Here is a 19783-nt window from a genome sequence, read left to right as displayed (position 1 = left end):
ATGCCAAGGCGCAGCTAACAGCAAGGTGAGCCAGACATTACAGTGCTGCAAGGTCAGGCGCATTCGCCAGCAAGGCTGGCTCCTACAGGATCGGCGGCAACACTGTAGGAGCCAGCCTTGCTGGCAAACGCGGCGGGCCCTGTCACCCAGATGACCCCCACATTACAAATACGCAATCCCCGCCGCTTGCCCATTCGCATCCAGTAACATCCTCGCCAGTTGACCCTGATGTCACTACAGGGTCGAGAATTGCCCCCTTTCATCGAACCGAGCCCGAGCATGCGCCTACTGATTATCGAGGACGAACCCCGCACCGCCGACTACCTGCAGCAAGGCCTGCGCGAGAACGGCTATGTGGTCGACTGCGCCCACACCGGCACCGACGGCCTGCACCTGGCCCGCCAGCAGGCCTATGACCTGGTGATCCTCGACGTCAACCTGCCCGAGCTGGACGGCTGGGGGGTGTTGCAGCGCCTGCGCGCCGAGTCCTCCACGCGGATCATGATGCTCACCGCCCACGGCCGCCTGGCCGACCGGGTCAAGGGCCTGGACCTGGGCGCCGACGACTACCTGCTCAAGCCGTTCGAGTTCCCCGAGCTGCTGGCACGCATCCGCAGCCTGCTGCGGCGCAACGACCAGCACCTGCAACCGAGCACGCTGAAGGTCGCCGACCTGGAGCTCGATCCCGGCCGTCACCGCGCCTGGCGCGGCGGCCAGCGCATCGATCTGACCGCCAAGGAGTTCGCCCTGCTGCACCTGCTGATGCGCCAGAGCGGCGAGGTGCTGTCACGCACGCAGATCATCTCGCTGGTGTGGGACATGAACTTCGACTGCGACACCAACGTGGTGGAAGTGTCGATCCGCCGCCTGCGGGCGAAGATCGACGACCCGTTCGAGGACAAGCTGATCCACACCCTGCGCGGCGTCGGCTATGTGCTCGAGGCCCGCGCGTGAAGCGCTCGAGCCTGTCGCTGCGCCTGGGCCTGACCGTCACCCTGATGGGCGCGGCGCTGGTGCTGCTGCTCGCCACCCTGGCGGTGTTCGCCCTCGACCACGAACTGGACAGCCGCGCGCGCAAGGACCTGGCGCGCAAGATGCAGCAGGTCGAGCACAACCTGCGGGTCGACCTGCGCAGCGACGACCTCGGCGCCCGCGCCCACCCGCTGCTCGACCTGGTCATGGGCCATGACAACCTCAGCCTCAGCGTGCTGGCGGTCAACGGCCGCCACCCGGCCCTGCTCAGCCTGGGCCCGGCGTTGCAGTCGCAGCACCTGCTGGCCCTGGATGCCGACAACCGGCTGACTTTTCACGCCTGGCGCGACGGCGACGACAACCAGATCCTCACCGCCAGCCGCCTGATGCGCCTGCGCGACGACACCCCGGTCAGGGTGCTGATGTCGCTCAACCGCCGCGACGACAACAGCCTGCTGCAAGCCTACCTGCACTCGACCCTGCTGGCCCTGCCGCTGCTGCTGCTGCTGATCGGCATCGCCGCCTGGAAGCTGGTGCAACGCGGCCTGCGACCACTGCGCCACTTTCGCCGGATCGCCGGACAGGTCTCGGCCCACGACCTCGCCCACCGCCTGCCCGACAGCGGCCTGCCGGCGGAGCTGGCCGAGCTGGCCCGGGCCATCAACGTGATGCTCGATCGCCTCGACCAGGGCGTGCGCCAGCTGACGCAGTTTTCCGATGACCTGGCCCATGAACTGCGCACGCCGATCGGCAACCTGATGGGCAAGGCCCAGGTCACCCTGGCCCGCGAGCGCGATGGCGACAAGTACCGCGAGGCGCTGGAAGACAGCGTCGAGGAACTGACCCGGCTCAGCCGCATCATCAACGACATGCTGTTCCTCGCCCAGGTCAGCCAGCCGCAAACCCAGGTGGCGCTGGTACCGGTGGCGCTGGCAGACGAGGTGGCCCGGGTCAGCGAGCTGTTCGCCTGCAGCGCCGAACTCAAGGGGATTTCCCTGCACCTGCAAGGCTGGGGCACGGCGCTGGCCGACAAGCTGATGTTCCAGCGCGCCCTGTCCAACCTGCTGAGCAATGCGATACGCCATGGCCCGCAGGGCAAGCCGGTGGCCGTTGGCATCGAGCGACAAGGCAACGAGATGGCCGTATGGGTAGAGAACCAGGGCACAGGTATCGGCGAGGCGCACCTGCCGCACCTGTTCGAGCGCTTCTACCGAGCAGGCGCCGGGCGTTCAAGGCTGGAGGGCGGCACCGGGCTGGGTTTGGCGATCGTGAAATCGATCATGCAGTTGCATGGTGGGCGCGTCGAGGTGAGCAGCCAGGCCGCTGGGCCAACGCGGTTTACCCTGGTCTTCAAGGCCGAGTGACTGCATGGCGGGGCAAGCCCGCTCCCACAAGGCGCAAACCAGTGCTTGTGGCTGCGGGCTTGCCCCCCGACTGGCTTAGCGCGAGGCCGCGACGATCAGCGCTTTCATCTCGGCCACCGCGGCCTTGAAGCCGACGAACAGCGCATGGGCCACCAGCGCATGGCCGATGTTCAGCTCGTTGATGCCCTGGATTGCCGCCACCGCCTCGACGTTGTGGTAGTGCAGGCCATGGCCGGCATTGACGATCAGCCCTTGGCCGACGCCGAAGGCCACGCCATCCTTGATGCGCTGCAACTCGTCGGCCACTTCGCTCGGGCTTTGGGCATCGGCGTAGCGGCCAGTGTGCAACTCGATGGCGGGGGCGCCGACACGGCGCGAGGCCTCGATCTGCCGTTCGTCGGCGTCGATGAACAGCGACACCTCGGCGCCGGTGCGCGCCAGGCGCTCCACCGCGGCCTTGATGCGTGCTTCTTGGCCGGCAACGTCCAGGCCGCCTTCGGTGGTCAATTCCTGGCGGGTTTCCGGCACCAGGCAAATGTGCGCCGGACGGATCTTCTCGGCGAACGCCATCATTTCTTCGGTGACGCCCATCTCGAAGTTCATGCGGGTCTGCAGCACGTCCTTGAGCAACAGCACGTCGCGCTCCTGAATATGCCGGCGGTCTTCGCGCAGGTGCACGGTGATGCCATCGGCACCCGCCTCCTCGGCGTCCAGGGCGGCCTTGACCGGGTCCGGATAGCGGGTGCCCCGGGCCTGGCGCAGGGTCGCCACGTGGTCGATGTTGACGCCGAGAAGCATGCGGTTGCTGTGAGTCACGAAGGGGCACTCCTGAGGGTTGAGGTCGACAGCATACGTGCTGATCAGCGCTTGCGAAACAGTTCCCGGCTGACCAGCGGCTTGGGCCCCAGGTGCACCGCCAGGGCCTGGCGCATCAGGCGCTTGGCGGCAAGCAACGCGCCCGGAGCCTCCCACTCGGCCTGGGCCAGGGCCAGCAGCTCGGCCCCCTTGAACAGGCCGGGCTGGAACAGCTCGACGCGCTCAAGGCCTGCGTCCACCTGCAAGCGGTACAGGCCATCGCCGACCACCGGCAGGCCGTTGGCGTCGTGATCCAGGGCGAAGGCATAGCCCAGCTCGTCCAGCAGGCGCCATTCGAACGAGCGCAGCAGCGGCTCCAGCGGCCGACCGGCGGCCAGGGCCTGCAGGGTCAGGGTGTAGTGCTCGAACAGCGCCGGATGCGGCGCCTCGGCGGGCAGCAGGCGCATCAGCAGTTCGTTGAGGTAGAGGCCGCTGAACAGCGCGTCGCCGTGCAGCCAGGCAGCGATACCGCTGCTGTCCAGGCGACCGACGTTCTTCAGCTCGCCCCGCCCGCGCAGTTCGACGTCCAGCGGCACGAACGGGCGCACCAAGCTGCCACCCTTGCCCCGCGCCCGGCGCAGCACCGCTCGCACTCGCCCCTGAGGGGTGAGGAAGTCCACCAGCGCGCTGGTTTCCTTGTAGGCGCGGCTGTGCAGCACGTAGGCAGGTTGGGGGGTGGGCTGGTCCATGGGTATCACTCAGACCGAAAGCGTCGCAGCCCTGTAGGAGCGGCCTTGTGTCGCGAAAGGGCTGCAAGGCAGCCCCAGCAATCTGCGTATCGACGCTGAAATTTTGCGGCCGCTGCGCGGCCCTTTTCGCGACACAAGGCCGCTCCTACAGGGAGAGCAGATTCGCTCGGGACAGGCTTACAGGTCGCCGTAACCCAGCGAGCGCAGGGCGCGTTCGTCGTCGGACCAGCCGCCCTTGACCTTCACCCACAGGTTGAGCATGACCTTGGAGTCGAACAGCACTTCCATGTCCTTGCGCGCCTCGGAACCGATGCGCTTGATACGCTCGCCCTTGTCGCCAATGATGATTTTCTTCTGCCCGTCACGCTCGACCAGGATCAGCGCATGGATGTGCAGCACATGGCCCTGCTGCTTGAATTCCTCGATCTCCACGGTGATCTGGTACGGCAGCTCGGCACCGAGCTGGCGCATGATTTTCTCGCGTACCAGCTCGGCGGCGAGGAAACGGCTGCTACGGTCGGTGATCTGGTCTTCGGGGAAGAAGTGCTCGTTTTCCGGCAGGTGCTTGGCGATCTGGGCTTCCAGCGCTTCGAGGTTGTGCCCCTGCTGCGCGGAAATCGGCATCACTTCGGCGTTCGGCAGTTGCTCCTGCAGCCATTGCAAGTGCGGGATCAGCTCGGCCTTCTCTTCCATGCGGTCGGTCTTGTTGACCGCGATGATCAGCGGGCCGGTCACGTACTGCACACGCTCCAGCACAAGCTGGTCCTCGTCGGTCCACTTGGTACGGTCGACCACGAAAATGACCACGTCGACGTCCTTCAGGGCCGCCGAGGCATTGCGGTTCATGTAGCGGTTCAGGGCCTTGTCGTTGGCCTTGTGCATGCCGGGGGTGTCGACGTAGATCGCCTGCACGTCACCTTCGGTCTTGATGCCGAGCATGTTGTGGCGGGTGGTCTGCGGCTTGCGCGAGGTGATCGCCAGCTTCTGCCCGAGGATGTGGTTGAGCAGCGTGGACTTGCCCACGTTGGGGCGACCGACGATGGCGACATAGCCGCAGCGGGTCGAAGTGTTCTCAGTCATTGCCATTCTCCACGCCCAGGGCGATCAATGCGGCGGCAGCGGCGACCTGCTCGGCGATACGCCGGCTGACGCCCTGCCCACGGCTTTTCTTGTTCAGCAGCACCACTTCGCATTCGACGAAGAAGGTCCGGCAGTGCGGTTCGCCCTGGATATCCACCACTTCGTAGCGCGGCAGGTCGCAGGCACGCGACTGCAGGAACTCCTGCAGGCGGGTCTTGGGGTCCTTGTTGGTGTCGACGAGCGTGAGGCCGTCGAACTCGTCGGTCAGCCAGGCCAGGATGCGCTCGCGGGCGGTCTGCATGTCGGCGTCCTGGTAGATCGCACCGATCAGCGCCTCGAGGGCGTCGGCAAGGATCGACTCGCGACGGAAACCACCGCTCTTGAGCTCGCCCGACCCCAGGCGCAGGTACTCGCCCAGGTCGAAGCCACGGGCCAGGCGGGCCAGGGTCTCACCCTTGACCAGGCGTGCGCGCAGGCGCGACAGCTGGCCTTCGCGGGCCTGTGGAAAGCGCTCGAACAGCGCCTCGCCGACCACGAAATTGAGGATGGCATCGCCGAGGAATTCCAGGCGCTCGTTATTGCGCCCGGCATAGCTGCGATGGGTCAGGGCCAGCAGCATCTGGTCCTGGTTCTTGAAGGTGTAGCCGAGCTTGCGCTCCAGGCGGTCAAGGGAAGCACTCATGGGGCCACCCCGGCAATGTTCAACGCGTTGTTCAAATCAACATCCTGAAAGACGGTTTGACTGTGGTCCTGCGCCGGCAACGGCGAAAGCCCTCGCTCCCTGAGAACACAGCCTATGTCATAAATGCAAGCGGCGCCGTCCGTGGACAGCGCCGTCGTTACTCAATGGATCAGCCCGACCCGCGACAGGTTCGGGAAGTGGCTGAGTTTCGGCTCCGGCCAGCTCATCCAGACCGCGAAAGCCTTGCCGACGATGTTGCGGTCCGGAACCATGCCGTGCAGTTCCTTGGGAATGTTCGGATCGTCCCAGAAACGGCTGTCGTTGGAGTTGTCGCGGTTGTCACCCATCATGAAGTAGTGACCCGCCGGCACGGTCCATTGCTGGTCCGGCGGCATGCGGTAGCGGGTCATTTCCTTGCGGATCAGGTGCTCGGCCTCGCCGAGTTTCTCCTTGTACAGCTCGGCGCTGCCCAGCGTGCCCGGCTCGCTGCCGACCAACTGCTCGGCAATCGACTGGCCGTTGACGTACAGGCGCTTGTCGCTGGTGTAGCGGATCACGTCGCCCGGCAGGCCGACCACACGCTTGATGTAGTTGACGTTCGGGTCGCTGGGATAGCGGAACACCATCACATCCCCGCGCTGCGGGTCGCCGACCTCGATGACCTTCTTGTCGATCACCGGCAGGCGGATGCCGTAGGAGAACTTGTTCACCAGGATGAAGTCGCCCACTTCCAGCGTCGGCTTCATCGAACCCGACGGGATCTGGAACGGCTCCACCAGGAACGAGCGCAGCACCAGCACGATGAACAGCACCGGGAAGAACGACTTGCCGTACTCAACCAGCAAGGGCTCCTTGTTCAGGCGTTCGACCACGGCCAGTTCGGGCTGGCTGACGCTGCCCTGGTAGTTGGCGATCGCCGCGCGCCGGCGCGGGGCCAGGAACAGCAGGTCGAGCAGACCCAACAGACCGCAGACGGCAACGGCGATGACGAGCAACAGCGGGAAATTTAGCGACATAGGACCTAGCTATCCAACCTGAGCACGGCGAGGAAGGCTTCCTGTGGAATCTCCACGTTACCCACCTGTTTCATGCGTTTCTTACCGGCCTTCTGCTTCTCCAGCAGTTTCTTCTTACGGCTGACGTCACCGCCGTAGCACTTGGCCAGTACGTTCTTTCTGAGCGCCTTGACGGTCGTCCGCGCGATGATCTGGCCGCCAATGGCTGCCTGGATCGCCACGTCGAACATTTGCCGAGGGATCAGTTCCTTCATCTTTTCGGTCAACGCACGGCCTTTGTAGGCGGCGTTGTCGCGGTGCACGATCAGAGCCAGGGCATCGACCTTGTCGCCGTTGATCAGCACATCCAGCTTGACCAGGTTGGCCGACTGGTAGCGGTCGAAATGGTAGTCCAGCGACGCGTAGCCGCGGCTGGTGGACTTGAGACGGTCGAAGAAGTCCAGCACCACCTCGTTCATCGGCATGTCGTAGCGCACCTGCACCTGGCTGCCGAGGAACTGCATGTCGCGCTGCACGCCGCGTTTCTCGATGCACAGGGTGATGACGTTGCCCAGGTGCTCCTGCGGCACCAGGATGGTCGCGGTGACGATCGGCTCGCGGAAGTCGGTGACGGACGAGACGTCCGGCAGCTTCGATGGGTTGTCGACGACGATGGTTTCGCCGGTCTTGAGCTCGAGCTCGTAGATCACGCTTGGCGCGGTGGTGATCAGGTCCAGGTCGTATTCGCGCTCCAGGCGCTCCTGGATGATCTCCATGTGCAGCATGCCGAGGAAGCCGCAGCGGAAGCCGAAGCCCAGGGCGTCGGAGCTTTCCGGCATGTATTGCAGCGACGAGTCGTTCAGGGTCAGCTTCTGCAGGGCGTCGCGGAAGTCCTCGAAGTCGTCGGAGCTGACCGGGAACAGGCCGGCATAGACCTGTGGCTGGATCTTCTTGAAGCCCGGCAGCACTTCGACTTCCGGGGTGTTGGACAGGGTCAGGGTGTCGCCCACCGGCGCGCCGTGAATGTCCTTGATGCTGGCGATGATGAAGCCCACTTCACCGGCCTTCAGGTCGGCGGTCTGGGTGTGTTTCGGGGTGAACACACCCACGCTGTCGACCAGGTGCACCTTGCCGGTGGACTTGACCAGGATCTTGTCGCCTTTCTTGACGCGGCCGTGGCGCACGCGCACCAGGGAGACCACGCCCAGGTAGTTGTCGAACCAGGAGTCGATGATCAGCGCCTGCAGCGGCGCGTCGATATCACCCTCTGGCGCGGGGATGGTCTGCACCAGGCGCTCGAGCACCTCGTCCACGCCCATGCCGCTCTTGGCGCTGCAAGCCACGGCGTCGGTGGCGTCGATGCCGATGATCTTCTCGATCTCGTCCTTGACGCGGTCCGGGTCGGCCTGGGGCAGGTCCATCTTGTTCAGCACCGGCATGACTTCCAGGCCCTGCTCGATGGCGGTGTAGCAGTTGGCCACGGACTGGGCCTCGACGCCTTGACCGGCATCGACCACCAGCAGCGCGCCTTCACAGGCCGCCAGCGAACGCGAGACTTCGTAGGTGAAGTCGACGTGGCCGGGGGTGTCGATGAAGTTCAGCTGGTAGACCTTGCCGTCCTGCGCCTTGTAGTTGAGCGTGACGCTGTGGGCCTTGATGGTGATGCCGCGTTCGCGCTCCAGGTCCATGGAGTCGAGGACCTGGGCTTCCATTTCGCGCGCCGACAGGCCACCGCACATCTGGATGAAACGGTCGGCCAGCGTCGACTTGCCATGGTCGATGTGGGCGATGATGGAGAAATTGCGGATATGACTCAAATCACTCACGGGTCAACACTCGAAAAGGCTGCGAGCCGGACGCCCGCCGAAAAATAGCCGGGAATTGTACCTCAAGCTGCGGGGATATGGGAGATTCCTCTATCAGTTGCGCCCGTGTTCGCCGGCAAGGCCGGCTCCTACAGCATTTGCAGCCTGCCCGGTCGCGTAGGAGCCAGCCTTGCTGGCGAAGCAGGCAACGCGATGGATGGATGACGCCCACCTGGAACAGGGGCTGATTGTTTGCTTTACGAAAAAAAGGCAGCCGAAGCTGCCCTTTTCCTACTTCAGAACCCGCTTATTCAGCCAGTTTGAAGGTGATGAAGCTGGCGCGCCCCTGACGCAGCACGCGCATCGACACCGAACGGTTCTTCGGCAGCTCCTTGGCGATTTCGGTGAACTGCTTGGCCGAGATGATCGCCTGGTTGTTCAGGTGGCTGATGACATCGCCCGGACGCAGGCCGATCAACGCTGCCGGGCCGTCCTGGACTTCCTTGATGACCACGCCGCCCTTGAGCTCCAGGGACTTTTTCTGCTCGGCCGTCAGGTCGGTGACCGAAACGCCCAGGCGATTGCTGCTGCGCTCGGCGCCACCCTGGCCGCCGGTGCCAATGTCGGCATCCTCTTCTGGCAAGGCACCAACGGTGATGTCGAGGTTCTGGCGCTTGCCGTTGCGGATGATCTCAAGCTTGGCCTTGGCGCCATCCTTGAGGCTGCCCACCAGGTGCGGCAGGTCGGCGGACATGACGATCGGCTGGCCGTTCATGCTCAGGATCACGTCGCCCACCTGCAGGCCGCCCTTGGCTGCCGGGCCGTCTTCCAGCACCTGGGCCACCAGCGCGCCGGCCGGCTTGTCCAGGCCGAACGACTCGGCCAGGTCCTTGTTGACCTCCTGGATCACCACGCCCAGCCAGCCGCGGCTGACCTTGCCGTCTTTCTTCAGCTGGTTGGACACATCCAGCGCCACGTCGATCGGGATGGCGAACGACAGGCCCATGAAGCCGCCGGAGCGGGTGAAGATCTGCGAGTTGATGCCCACCACCTCGCCTTTCATGTTGAACAGCGGGCCACCGGAGTTGCCCGGGTTGATGGCCACGTCGGTCTGGATGAACGGCACGTAGGTGTCGTTGGGCAGGGTGCGCCCCTTGGCGCTGACGATGCCCTTGGTCACCGAGTGGTCGAAGCCGAACGGCGAACCGATGGCCAATACCCACTCACCGACCTTGAGTTTTTCCGAATCGCCCAGCTTGACGATCGGCAGGTTCTTGCCCTCGACCTTGAGCAGGGCCACGTCGGTGCGTGGGTCGGTGCCGACCAGCTTGGCCTGCAGCTCGCTGCGATCGGACAGGCGGACGATGATCTCGTCGGCGTCGGCGACCACGTGGTTGTTGGTCAGCACGTAGCCGTCGCTGGAAATGATGAAGCCCGAGCCCAGCGACTGGGCCTCACGCTGGCGGTCGCCGCGGGGCGAACGTGGTTGCTGCGGCATGTTGCGCTCGAAGAACTCGCGGAACATCGGCGGCAGGCCTTCGAGGTCGGGCATCTGCCCGGCGGCGACGCGGCGGTCCGGCAACTTTTGCTTGGTACTGATGTTGACCACCGCCGGCGAGGCCTGCTCGACCAGGGTGGTAAAGTCCGGCAGGGACTCCTCGGCCTGGGCGCTGAGCACCTGGCCGAGCATGAGCACGGCGGCGAACATCGATAGGTAGGTTTTCAAGCGTGGTATTGACATACGGCTCCCGTCACAACGAGCGTAGTTAGCAGTAAGGTCCCTGCAAACGCAGGAAAGGCCAGACTCCGAGAAGCCTGACCTATAGAAAATTTGCGGCTGGATTGCAAATGACAATGCTTTAATTTCATGTCAGCTCTGTGTAACAAGAGCTGTCAAAGGCTGTGCCGTCATTGCCGTGCCTGAGCATCCTGGGCCCGCATCGACAGGGCGACGCGCTCGGCGGTACCCAACGGGATCTCCCCGACCACCGTGACCATCACCTTGCCTTTGGGGGTGTTCAGCCGTCGCGAAACGGCAACGGTCGGGCCGAGCTGGGCACGGGTGTCCACGCCGGACTCGTTGCCGATGGGCTCGAGGAACACCGAGAAGCGGGCCAGGCCGTCGTCGTACATCAGGCTGCTGACCGTGCGCTTGCTCGAGGGATCACGACGCTGCGCGCTGTTGACCAGTTCGAAGCCCGGCGGCAGCCAGTCCGAGCGCCAGCCGGCAACGGCCATGGCCGCACTGGAAGCGCCTCGCTCGACCGGCTTGCAGGCGGCGCTGGCCGTGAGGTCGGCGTCGCTGGGCAAGGTGTCGGTGTCCAGGCGGGTCATCTGGAAACGCTCGAGCAACTGGCCCTTGTCGTTGAGCATCAACGAGCGCAGCGGCAGGCCGGAACGGCGGTCCAGGTGCAATTCGAAGGCGTAGCGATGCTGGTCGCGCGGGGTCAGCGTGACGATCACCGCGTCGCGCCCGGCGACGCGTGACTTGCCCGCCACGCCCAGGTCGTACCAGCTCATCAGTTTCAGGGGATCGAGCACGCGCGGCGCGGAATCGGGGGGCGTGCCTACACCGCTGGCCAGCTCGCCACTGACGCATTGCACCTTGCCATCGACCCGCACGATTTCCTGGGCCGAGCCGTCGAGCTGCAACAGCCGCTCGCTGACTTTGCCGTCCTGGACGCGATGCCAGATATCGTGGGTTGAGAAGCTGCCGTTGCGTTCGTAGACGAAGGCGCCCTGGTAACTCTGCGCCTGTTCGGCCCGTGCCAGCTTGTTCAGCCACTCGCTCGCCTCAGGCGAGGAGTTGGCCGCCAGTGCCTGCACCGTCAGGCTGCTGCCGAGCAGCAGCGACAGGAGAGGTAGCGCGCGCATGATCCTCCTTACTTAGCGGTTTTCCAGGCTGGCGGCGCGAGCATAGGGCAGTGCGGTCTCGTTGCCCTTGAGCGCGGACTCCTGGGCGTGCTGGCGCAGGTAGCCTGGCAGGCGCTGATCCCAGCCGGCCTGGTTCTGCAGCACACCGTTGGCCATCGGCCCGGTGGGTTGTTCACTGCCTTCACTATAGCCTGCCAGAACGGCCGGGCCCTGTGCCTGCGGCATGCTCAGGCCCTGCTGGGCAGGCTGCTGGGCGGCAAGTTCGGCACCGCTGATCTCGTCCTGGTTGTAAAAGCGCACCCCGGCCAGCACGGCGACGGTCACCGAGGCGGCCACGGCCAGGCGGCCAATGCTGCGCCAAGGGCCCTGCTTGACCTTGGCCGGCACGGCCTCGTCGGCCAGCGCCGCAGACACCGCCGAGGCGATATCCAGCTTGGGCAGCAGCAGTTCCTTGTGCATGGCAGCACGGGCAACCTGGTAACGCGACCAGGTGGCACGGGTTTCGGCGTCGTCGACGGCGTTCAGCACGCGACGCAGTTCAAGTTCGTCCGCTTCGTTATCCATCACCGCGGACAGCGATTCCTGCAAAGCTTCACGACTCATGGCGGTTCCTCTCTTGGCTGTCGCCGCTGTCTCAGGTTTCCTGCAACAAAGGTTGCAGGGCTTTGTCTATGGCCTCCCGAGCGCGGAAGATTCGAGAGCGCACGGTACCCACCGGACATTGCATGACACTGGCAATGTCTTCGTAACTCAGTCCATCGAACTCGCGCAGCGTCAATGCTGTACGCAGGTCTTCCGGCAGTTGCTGGATGGTGCGATGGACAGTGCCTTCGATTTCATCCCGCAACAACGCGCGCTCTGGGGACTCGAGATCCTTGAGACCATGATCGCCGTCGTAAAACTCCGCATCCTCGGAGCTCACATCGCTGTCTGGTGGCCGTCTTCCACGGGATACCAGGTAGTTCTTCGCCGTGTTGATGGCGATGCGGTACAGCCAGGTATAGAACGCACTGTCACCGCGAAAATTCCCAAGCGCCCGGTATGCCTTGATGAAGGCTTCCTGCGCCACGTCCTGCGCTTCATGGGTGTCGTGAACAAAACGCACGATCAACCCGAGAATCTTGTGCTGATACTTCAGCACCAACAGATCGAACGCTCGCCTGTCGCCGCGCTGCACGCGCTCGACAAGCTGCTGATCCTCTTCCTGGGTTAGCATGAACACTCCTCGGTGGACTCGAAGGAGCGTTGCAACAGCCATCGTTCAGGCTTGCAACCATAGACTCGGGCTTTGCGCAAAAGTTCTCCCCTCCAAGCAAGTTTCCTGCGGCCCTTGGTCGGCTCGCACGGAAGACGCAGCGCGGTCACGGCCGGCTGCGTCGATAATCTGGTCTGATGTACGCAGGTGTCAGCCCAAGATAGAGCTGCCGCCCTGCATCGCCTCGGCAAACTGTGAGGTATGGGCAGCCTTCATAGGATTTCCCAGGGTATCGGAAAGTTCCACGAAGATCGTCCTAACCTGCGCAAGCGCCATTGGAAATCAGGCACCTGGGGCTGCTATAAAGGCATCCCGGTCTGCTTTCACGATAGTTTCACAGTGCCATCTGCGCTCGACTATTGTGCCGTGCCCCCTCCAAAGATTACTAGTGTCCCGACATGAGCCAACAATTCCAACATGATGTCCTGGTGATCGGCAGTGGTGCCGCCGGTCTCAGCCTGGCACTGAACCTTCCTGGCCACCTGCGCGTCGCCGTGCTGAGCAAGGGCGACCTGGCCAACGGTTCGACCTTCTGGGCCCAGGGCGGCGTCGCCGCGGTGCTCGACGACACCGATACCGTGCAATCCCATGTCGAGGACACCCTCAACGCCGGCGGCGGCCTGTGCCATGAAGACGCCGTGCGTTTCACCGTCGAGCACAGCCGCGAGGCCATCCAGTGGCTCATCGAGCAGGGCGTGCCGTTCACCCGCGACGAACACTACAGTGTCGACGACGGCGGCTTCGAGTTCCACCTGACCCGCGAGGGCGGGCATAGCCACCGGCGCATCATCCATGCCGCCGACGCCACTGGCGCGGCGATTTTTAAGACCCTGCTCGACCAGGCCCGCCAGCGCCCGAACATCGAGTTGCTGGAACAGCGCGTGGCGGTCGACCTGATCACCGAGCGGCGCCTGGGGCTTGCGGGCGAACGCTGCCTGGGCGCCTATGTGCTCAACCGCAACAGCGGCGAAGTCGACACCTTTGGCGCGCGCTTCACCGTGCTGGCCACCGGCGGCGCAGCCAAGGTCTACCTCTATACCAGCAACCCCGATGGCGCCTGCGGCGATGGCATCGCCATGGCCTGGCGCGCCGGCTGTCGGGTCGCCAACCTTGAGTTCAACCAGTTCCACCCCACCTGCCTGTACCACCCGCAAGCCAAGAGCTTTCTGGTAACCGAGGCCCTGCGCGGCGAGGGAGCGCTGCTGCGCCTGCCCAATGGCGAGCGCTTCATGCCCCGTTTCGACCCCCGCGAAGAGCTGGCGCCGCGGGATATCGTCGCCCGCGCCATCGACCACGAGATGAAGCGCCTGGGCGTGGACTGCGTATACCTGGACATCAGCCACAAACCGGCCGATTTCATCAAGAGCCACTTCCCCACGGTGCATGAACGCTGCCTGACCTTCGGCATCGACATCACCCGCCAGCCGATCCCGGTGGTGCCCGCGGCCCACTATACCTGCGGCGGGGTGATGGTCGACGCGCGCGGCCACACTGACGTGCCCGGCCTGTACGCCATTGGCGAAACCAGTTTTACCGGCCTGCATGGCGCCAACCGCATGGCCAGCAACTCGTTGCTCGAGTGTTTCGTCTATGGCCGCGCGGCGGCCGCCGACATCGAAGCGCACCTGGCAACAGTGGCGATGCCGCATGCCCTGCCCTGCTGGGACGCAAGCCAGGTCACCGATTCGGACGAGGACGTGATCATCGCGCACAACTGGGACGAATTGCGGCGGTTCATGTGGGACTACGTCGGCATCGTGCGCACCAGCAAGCGCCTGCAACGCGCCGAGCATCGGGTGCGACTGCTGCTGGACGAGATCGATGAGTTCTACAGCAACTACAAGGTCAGCCGCGACCTCATCGAGTTGCGCAACCTGGCCCAGGTGGCCGAGCTGATGATCCGTTCGGCGATGCAGCGCAAAGAGAGCCGAGGGTTGCACTACACCCTGGATTACCCAGGAATGCTGCCCGAGGCCATGGACACCATCCTCACGCCCACCCTCGTCTCGTAGAAGCCAGCCTTGCTGGCGAGGCAGACACCGCGGTGCATGGCACCGGCTGCGCCGGTGTTCGCCGGCAACGCCGGCTCCTACGCCCACCCCGGCCACGTAGGCGCCAGCCTTGCTGGCGAAGCAGACACTGCGGTGCATGGCACCGGCTGCGCCGGTGTTCGCCGGCAAGCCGGCTCCTACGCCCCACCTGGCCCCGTAGGCGCCAGCCTTGCTGGCGAAGCAGACACCGCGGTGCATGGCACCGGCTGCGCCGGTGTTCGCCGGCAAGCCGGCGCCTACGGGGGATCGCGCCAGGGGCTTAGGATCACGCTCGCACCTCATCCCGATACCTCGGCCCAGCGCCGCCGGCTGAACTTCAGCCGCACCCGCAAGCGCCGATGCGCCTCCTGCCCCAACGCATCCCCCGGGATGCACTGCCCCTCGCTCCACCACCGGCCCTTGCGCACGAAGCGCAACACCACCAGCCCCGGCAACGCGATACTGTCACGGCACAGGCGCACCGCCTGCCAGCCGCGCGCGCGGCTGTACAGGCGCCAACCACGCGCATCACGGCGCAAACCGGTGATGGCCTGGGGATGGGTCAGCAGAATACGACGGGGGATGGCCCAGCAGGCGTGGGCAAGGCAGGCGAGCGCCAGCAGGCAGCGCAGCCAGGCCGGCAAGGTGATTACCGCGAGGGTCGCCAGCGCCAGCGCCAAGCTGGCCAGGTAGGCCGTCAGCAGCCGGCGCGAGCCCTGCCAACGGCACTCGAATACTTCACTTGGGCTGGACACGGTCCAGGATGATGCGGACCATGCGTTGCAGCTCCGGATCTTCCGACTCGGTGCGCTCCATGAACCAGCCGAACATGTCCTGGTCTTCGCAGGTCAGCAGGCGACGGTAGAGCTCGCGGTCGGTTTCGCTCAGGCTCGGGTAGACTTCCTGGGTGAAGGGGACCAGCAGCACGTCAAGTTCCAGCATGCCACGGCGGCTATGCCAGAAAAGCCGGTTGAGTTCAGTTTGTTCGACCATGGGGCCCTCCTCGAGTGGGCGCGCAGTATACCGCGCGGCGAACGAAGCGGCACAAGGCGTTGGTCTAGTCACCTACCTATTTTGTTACTGGCGTTCTATGATGGCCGCCAGTCTCTAGCTACCGCGATGACCCATGGCCGATTCCGCTTTCTTCTGTTCCCTCACCCATGAGGGCATCCTCGCCGTCCGCGGCTCCGACGCCGGCAAGTTCCTGCAAGGCCAGCTGACCTGCAACATCAATTACCTCAGCGACGATCATGCCGGCCTTGGTGCCCGCTGCATGGTCAAGGGCCGCATGCAGTCGAGCTTCCGTATCCTGCCCGAGGGCAACGGCTACCTGCTGGCCATGGCCGGCGAGCTGCTCGAGGCGCAACTGGCCGACCTGAAGAAGTACGCGGTGTTCTCCAAGGCCACCCTGGCCGACGAAAGCGCGGCCTGGGCGCGCTTCGGCCTGCAGCAGGGCGACAGTGCGCTTCAGGCACTGGGCCTGGCAGTGCCAGGCGAAGCCGGCGCGACCGTTCGCCATGAAGGCTTGATCGCCGTGACCGCCTCCACCGACCGCGTCGAACTTTGGGTACCCGCCGACCAGGCCGCCAGCGTTGCCGAGCGACTCGCCGCGCTGCTGCCCGCGGCTACGCTCAACGACTGGCTGCTGGGCCAGGTCCGCGCCGGCATCGGCCAGGTGATGGGCCCGACCCGCGAGCTGTTCATCCCACAGATGATCAACCTGCAAGCGGTCGATGGGGTCAGTTTCAAGAAAGGTTGCTATACCGGCCAGGAAATCGTCGCCCGCATGCAGTACCTGGGCAAGCTCAAACGCCGCCAATACCGCCTGGCGCTGGCCGAGACAGCGGTACCCGAGCCGGGCGCCGAGATTTTCTCGCCCACCCATGGCTCGTCGGTCGGCGAGGTGGTGATCGCTGCCAGCAGCGGCAATGCCGTCGAACTGCTGGCCGTGCTCAGCGCCGACGCGGTCGCCGATGACAACCTGCACCTGGGCAGCCTGGAAGGCCCGCGCCTGACGTTGCTCGACCTGCCTTACGAACTGGACCGCGACCGGGAAATCCAGCGCTGACCAGCCCGCCCCGTGGTAACAGCGGGGCTGCACCACCATTGCCGTAGAGACGTTCATGAACAAGCTGGCCGAAATGGTCCAGGCGCAATTGCTCGCCGCCATCGACAAGGACGACCTGGTCCTGCCGACCCTGCCGGAAGTCGCCCTGAGCATCCGCGAAGCCGCCGAGGACAGCGATATCAGCGTGTCCGCCCTGAGCAAGGTGATCGGCCGGGATGCCGCGCTGTCGGCGCGCCTGATCAAGGTAGTCAACAGCCCGCTGATGCGCGCGGCGGTAGAAGTCACCGACCTGCACACCGCCATCACCCGCCTGGGCATCAACTACAGCTGCAACCTGGCCATCGGCCTGGTGATCGAGCAGATCTTCCATGCCCGGGCCCCGGCGGTGGAGCAAAAGCTGCGTGATATATGGGCCAACAGCCTGGAAGTCGCAGGCATCAGCTATGAACTGTGCCGCCGCTATACCCAACTCAAGCCCGACCAGGCCACCCTCGGCGGCCTGGTCCACCAGATCGGCGCCCTGCCGGTGCTGATCTACGCCGAGGAGCACAACGAGCTGCTCTCCGACCCGGTCTGCCTGCACTTCGTGATCGAGCAGATCCAGCCGGTGCTGGGCGACAAGATCCTCAGTGCCTGGGAGTTCCCCGAACAGTTGATCACCCTGCCCGGCCAGGTGCAGGACCTGGACCGGCGCACCGAGCAGATCGACTACATCGACATCGTGCAGATCGCCCGCTGCATCAGCCAGCGCGGGCGCAGCCGGCCATTGGCGGCGTTGCCGGCCTATCGGCACCTGGGGCTGCCGTTCGGTACCGAACTGGATATGCAGGAATTGCTCGATGCGCGCAGCCTGTTGCGTTGAAGCGTCCGCTAGCGAGGCGGCCCTGTAGGCGCGGCTTCAGTCGGCGATGAAGCTCACCCGCACCTTCAACCCGCCCCGCTCGCCATCATGCAAGCTGATCTGCGCCAGGTGCGCCCGGCAGATCTCGCCGACGATCGCCAGGCCCAAGCCGCTGCCCTGCGCGCTGCGCCGGTAGAAGCGCTCGAACACCCGCTCGCGCTCGGCCTCGGGAATCCCCGGCCCGTCGTCCTCGACCTCGAGCACCGCCGGCGCCAGCACCCGCAAGATCACATCGCCGCCCGGCGGGGTATGCGCCAGGGCGTTGTCCACCAAGTTGCTGAGCAGCTCGTTGAGCAGGGTCGGCTCGCCCTTGAGCCACACCGGCGCCTCGGCCTCCAACGCCAGGGCCACGCCGCGGGCGTGGGCCAACGGCGCCATGGCCATGCCCAGCTCGCGGGCCAGCTGGCTCAGGTCCAGGCGTTGGGCGCCGCCTTCGGCGATGGCGCGGGCGCCGTTCTCCACGCGCGCCATCGACAGCAACTGGTTGGCCAGGTGGGTCAGGCGGTCGGTGCCCTGGGCGGCGGCTTCCAGGGTGCTGCGCCATTCGTCTGGCTCGCGCGAACGCAAGCCCAGCTCGACACGCGCCTTGAGCGCCGCCAGCGGCGTGCGCAGCTCATGGGCGGCGTCGGCAATGAACTGCGCCTGGCGCTCGAACTGGCCGCGCAAGCGCTCGGTGAAATGGTTCAAGGCCCGTACCAGTGGCCCCAGTTCTCGCTGCACCTGCACCACCGGCAAGGCACGCAGGTCGTCCGGCTGACGCTCTTCCACCGCCGTGCGCAGGCGCTCCAGCGGACGCAGCGCAGCGCTGACCGCGAACCACACCATCACCAGCGCGCCGAGGGCCAGCATGCCCAGGCGCAACAGGGTGTCGGCCATCAGGCCCCGGGCCATGCGCACCCGCGCCTCTTCGGTCTCGGCCACGCGAATTTCGGCCATGCCGTTCATGTTCGGCTCGCTGACCGCCTTGAGCAGGCTGACCACGCGCACGTCCTGGCCGAGGTAGGTGGCGTTGTAGAAGCGTGCCAGGGCCGGGTAGTCGTCGGTGCGCGGCGTGCCCGGCGGTGGCGGCGGCAGGTGCTCGTAGCCGGAGATCAGCTTCTGCTGGATGTCCAGCACCTGGTAATAGATGCGCCCGGCGCTGTCGTAGGCAAAGGTATCCAGGGCCACGTAGGGCACATCCGCGCTGAGGGTGCCGTCGCGCTGCGACAAGCCGGCGGCGATGGTCCGGGCCGAGGCCAGCAGGGTGCGGTCGTAGGCGGTGTCGGCGGCTTCGCGGCCGTTCCAGTAGGCACTCAGGCCGCTGGCCAGCATCAGCACCACCAACAGCAGCGCCAGGTTGCCCAGCAAGCGCCCGCGCAGGCTGCCGTTGTCACGCATCGCGGTGCTCGAGCAGGTAGCCCAGGCCGCGGAAGGTGACGATGTGCACCGGCTGGCCGTCGAGCTTCTTGCGCAGGCGATGGATGTAGATTTCGATGGCGTCGGGGCTGGCCTCCTCGTCCAGGCCGAACACCTGGGCGGCCAGTTGCTCCTTGCTCATCACCCGTCCTGGCCGGGCGATCAGCGCCTCGAGCACGCTCTGTTCGCGCTGGGTCAGGGTCAACGGCGCGTCCTCGAGGGTAAAACGCCGGGTATCCAGGTCGTAGACCAGCGGCCCGCAGCGCTGCTGGCGCTCGCCACCCAGCACGCTGCGACGCAACAGCGCCTTGACCCGCGCCTCCAGCTCGGTGAGCTCGAAGGGCTTGGCCAGGTAGTCGTCGGCCCCCAGGTTCAGGCCATGCACGCGGTCCTTCACATCGCTGCGCGCGGTCAACATCAGTACCGGCAAGGTCTTGCCGCGCCCGCGCAGGCGCGCCAGCACCTCGAAGCCGTCCAGCCGCGGCAGGCCCACATCAAGCACCGCCACGGCGTAGTCCTCGCTGGCCAGGGCCAGGTCGGCGGCCACGCCATCGTGCAGCACATCCACGGTCAAGCCCTGGCTCTTGAGGGCCTGGGCCACGCTTTCGGCCAGTTGCAGGTGGTCTTCGACCAGCAACACTCGCATCGGATTCTCCCTGCCCGGCATGGGCCTTTTGCGCGGAGTGTACCGCCGTGGCGTGGCCTGTGAAGCCCTCGCGAGAAACCTTTCACACTGAAAGGTTAGCGAAAGGTTGGTTACCTAGCATCGCACCACGGTCGCCCCGCGCGCCGGCAAAAAGCACCAGCAAGGTGCAACA

General features: G+C 65.4%; 19 protein-coding genes. 5 read left to right on the top strand and 14 right to left on the bottom strand.

Annotation, left to right across the window (positions count from 1 at the left end; genetic code table 11):
- Positions 1–279: 279 nt before the first annotated feature.
- Together KSS95_RS08530 and KSS95_RS08525 are read left to right on the top strand one after the other, a co-directional pair.
- Positions 280–954, top strand: a complete 675-nt coding sequence (locus KSS95_RS08530) for a heavy metal response regulator transcription factor (protein WP_217853273.1) — start codon at positions 280–282, stop codon at positions 952–954.
- Positions 951–2336, top strand: coding sequence for a heavy metal sensor histidine kinase (locus KSS95_RS08525; RefSeq protein WP_217853272.1), 1386 nt, complete (start codon positions 951–953; stop codon positions 2334–2336). Before KSS95_RS08530 ends, KSS95_RS08525 begins: the two co-directional genes overlap by 4 nt.
- Before the next feature lie 75 nt (positions 2337–2411).
- Here KSS95_RS08525 and pdxJ read toward each other — a convergent pair whose 3' ends face one another.
- The 10 genes from pdxJ to rpoE form a co-directional block, all read right to left on the bottom strand.
- A complete protein-coding gene (pdxJ, locus tag KSS95_RS08520; protein WP_437179605.1) occupies positions 2412–3134 on the bottom strand; it encodes a pyridoxine 5'-phosphate synthase in 723 nt (240 codons plus the stop codon).
- Positions 3135–3196: 62 nt separating this feature from the next.
- The gene (gene recO, locus KSS95_RS08515) at positions 3197–3880 is read right to left on the bottom strand and encodes a DNA repair protein RecO (protein WP_217853270.1); all 684 of its coding nucleotides are present in this window, start codon (positions 3878–3880) and stop codon (positions 3197–3199) included.
- A 177-nt stretch (positions 3881–4057) separates the two neighbouring features.
- On the bottom strand, positions 4058–4960 hold the full coding sequence (gene era, locus KSS95_RS08510; RefSeq protein ID WP_028690122.1) for a GTPase Era: 903 nt from the start codon (positions 4958–4960) through the stop codon (positions 4058–4060).
- Positions 4953–5642 carry a ribonuclease III gene (gene rnc, locus KSS95_RS08505; RefSeq protein ID WP_134693448.1) on the bottom strand — a complete coding sequence of 230 codons (690 nt, stop codon included), beginning with the start codon at positions 5640–5642 and terminating at the stop codon, positions 4953–4955. The genes era and rnc overlap by 8 nt, the downstream gene beginning before the upstream one ends.
- 161 nt (positions 5643–5803) lie before the next feature.
- Entirely contained in the window at positions 5804–6658 is an 855-nt protein-coding gene (gene lepB, locus KSS95_RS08500) for a signal peptidase I (protein WP_217853269.1), read from the bottom strand.
- Positions 6659–6663: 5 nt separating this feature from the next.
- Positions 6664–8463 (bottom strand): translation elongation factor 4, encoded by a 1800-nt coding sequence (gene lepA, locus KSS95_RS08495; RefSeq protein ID WP_134693446.1) that lies wholly within the window; start codon positions 8461–8463, stop codon positions 6664–6666.
- A gap of 286 nt (positions 8464–8749) precedes the next feature.
- Complete coding sequence (locus KSS95_RS08490; protein WP_437179604.1) at positions 8750–10150, bottom strand: DegQ family serine endoprotease; 1401 nt, start codon at positions 10148–10150, stop codon at positions 8750–8752.
- A gap of 200 nt (positions 10151–10350) precedes the next feature.
- A complete protein-coding gene (locus KSS95_RS08485) occupies positions 10351–11316 on the bottom strand; it encodes a MucB/RseB C-terminal domain-containing protein (protein WP_217853267.1) in 966 nt (321 codons plus the stop codon).
- A gap of 12 nt (positions 11317–11328) precedes the next feature.
- Positions 11329–11919, bottom strand: a complete 591-nt coding sequence (locus KSS95_RS08480; protein ID WP_217853266.1) for a sigma-E factor negative regulatory protein — start codon at positions 11917–11919, stop codon at positions 11329–11331.
- A 31-nt stretch (positions 11920–11950) separates the two neighbouring features.
- Positions 11951–12532, bottom strand: a complete 582-nt coding sequence (gene rpoE, locus KSS95_RS08475; RefSeq protein ID WP_010220971.1) for an RNA polymerase sigma factor RpoE/AlgU — start codon at positions 12530–12532, stop codon at positions 11951–11953.
- Between the two features lie 437 nt (positions 12533–12969).
- Between rpoE and nadB the strand changes: the two genes are divergently transcribed.
- Positions 12970–14583 carry an L-aspartate oxidase gene (nadB, locus tag KSS95_RS08470; RefSeq protein WP_217853265.1) on the top strand — a complete coding sequence of 538 codons (1614 nt, stop codon included), beginning with the start codon at positions 12970–12972 and terminating at the stop codon, positions 14581–14583.
- Positions 14584–14900: 317 nt separating this feature from the next.
- Here the strand turns inward: nadB and KSS95_RS08465 are convergent, their stop codons facing one another.
- Both KSS95_RS08465 and KSS95_RS08460 read right to left on the bottom strand, forming a co-directional pair.
- Positions 14901–15356 (bottom strand): protein YgfX, encoded by a 456-nt coding sequence (locus KSS95_RS08465; RefSeq protein WP_217853264.1) that lies wholly within the window; start codon positions 15354–15356, stop codon positions 14901–14903.
- Positions 15340–15594 (bottom strand): FAD assembly factor SdhE, encoded by a 255-nt coding sequence (locus KSS95_RS08460; RefSeq protein WP_134691421.1) that lies wholly within the window; start codon positions 15592–15594, stop codon positions 15340–15342. The genes KSS95_RS08465 and KSS95_RS08460 overlap by 17 nt, the downstream gene beginning before the upstream one ends.
- A 133-nt stretch (positions 15595–15727) precedes the next feature.
- On the opposite strand from KSS95_RS08460, the gene ygfZ reads away from it, so the two are divergent.
- Together ygfZ and KSS95_RS08450 are read left to right on the top strand one after the other, a co-directional pair.
- On the top strand, positions 15728–16669 hold the full coding sequence (ygfZ, locus tag KSS95_RS08455; RefSeq protein WP_217853263.1) for a CAF17-like 4Fe-4S cluster assembly/insertion protein YgfZ: 942 nt from the start codon (positions 15728–15730) through the stop codon (positions 16667–16669).
- Positions 16670–16724: 55 nt separating this feature from the next.
- Positions 16725–17531 carry an HDOD domain-containing protein gene (locus KSS95_RS08450; protein ID WP_217853262.1) on the top strand — a complete coding sequence of 269 codons (807 nt, stop codon included), beginning with the start codon at positions 16725–16727 and terminating at the stop codon, positions 17529–17531.
- A 36-nt stretch (positions 17532–17567) separates the two neighbouring features.
- Here KSS95_RS08450 and KSS95_RS08445 read toward each other — a convergent pair whose 3' ends face one another.
- Both KSS95_RS08445 and KSS95_RS08440 read right to left on the bottom strand, forming a co-directional pair.
- Entirely contained in the window at positions 17568–18947 is a 1380-nt protein-coding gene (locus tag KSS95_RS08445; protein WP_217853261.1) for a sensor histidine kinase, read from the bottom strand.
- A complete protein-coding gene (locus tag KSS95_RS08440) occupies positions 18940–19611 on the bottom strand; it encodes a response regulator (RefSeq protein WP_217853260.1) in 672 nt (223 codons plus the stop codon). Before KSS95_RS08440 ends, KSS95_RS08445 begins: the two co-directional genes overlap by 8 nt.
- Positions 19612–19783: the final 172 nt, after the last annotated feature.

This window comes from Pseudomonas muyukensis, assembly GCF_019139535.1.
In the GTDB taxonomy this organism is placed as follows: Bacteria; Pseudomonadota; Gammaproteobacteria; order Pseudomonadales; family Pseudomonadaceae; genus Aquipseudomonas; species Aquipseudomonas muyukensis.
The sequence above is the reverse complement of the archived record's forward strand: the minus strand, read 5'-3'. Positions and strand labels throughout refer to the sequence as shown.

Bases quoted from the DNA above. Each gene is read 5' to 3' on its own strand.
- KSS95_RS08445 (WP_217853261.1), bottom strand. From the start codon at position 18,947: ATGCGTGACAACGGCAGCCTGCGCGGGCGCTTGCTGGGCAACCTGGCG.
- KSS95_RS08440 (WP_217853260.1), bottom strand. From the start codon at position 19,611: ATGCGAGTGTTGCTGGTCGAAGACCACCTGCAACTGGCCGAAAGCGTG.
- pdxJ (WP_437179605.1), bottom strand. From the start codon at position 3,134: ATGCTTCTCGGCGTCAACATCGACCACGTGGCGACCCTGCGCCAGGCC.
- KSS95_RS08480 (WP_217853266.1), bottom strand. From the start codon at position 11,919: ATGAGTCGTGAAGCTTTGCAGGAATCGCTGTCCGCGGTGATGGATAAC.
- KSS95_RS08490 (WP_437179604.1), bottom strand. From the start codon at position 10,150: ATGTTCGCCGCCGTGCTCATGCTCGGCCAGGTGCTCAGCGCCCAGGCC.
- KSS95_RS08460 (WP_134691421.1), bottom strand. From the start codon at position 15,594: ATGGTCGAACAAACTGAACTCAACCGGCTTTTCTGGCATAGCCGCCGT.
- ygfZ (WP_217853263.1), top strand. From the start codon at position 15,728: ATGGCCGATTCCGCTTTCTTCTGTTCCCTCACCCATGAGGGCATCCTC.
- KSS95_RS08530 (WP_217853273.1), top strand. From the start codon at position 280: ATGCGCCTACTGATTATCGAGGACGAACCCCGCACCGCCGACTACCTG.
- lepB (WP_217853269.1), bottom strand. From the start codon at position 6,658: ATGTCGCTAAATTTCCCGCTGTTGCTCGTCATCGCCGTTGCCGTCTGC.
- KSS95_RS08485 (WP_217853267.1), bottom strand. From the start codon at position 11,316: ATGCGCGCGCTACCTCTCCTGTCGCTGCTGCTCGGCAGCAGCCTGACG.
- KSS95_RS08450 (WP_217853262.1), top strand. From the start codon at position 16,725: ATGAACAAGCTGGCCGAAATGGTCCAGGCGCAATTGCTCGCCGCCATC.
- rpoE (WP_010220971.1), bottom strand. From the start codon at position 12,532: ATGCTAACCCAGGAAGAGGATCAGCAGCTTGTCGAGCGCGTGCAGCGC.
- recO (WP_217853270.1), bottom strand. From the start codon at position 3,880: ATGGACCAGCCCACCCCCCAACCTGCCTACGTGCTGCACAGCCGCGCC.
- era (WP_028690122.1), bottom strand. From the start codon at position 4,960: ATGACTGAGAACACTTCGACCCGCTGCGGCTATGTCGCCATCGTCGGT.
- nadB (WP_217853265.1), top strand. From the start codon at position 12,970: ATGAGCCAACAATTCCAACATGATGTCCTGGTGATCGGCAGTGGTGCC.
- rnc (WP_134693448.1), bottom strand. From the start codon at position 5,642: ATGAGTGCTTCCCTTGACCGCCTGGAGCGCAAGCTCGGCTACACCTTC.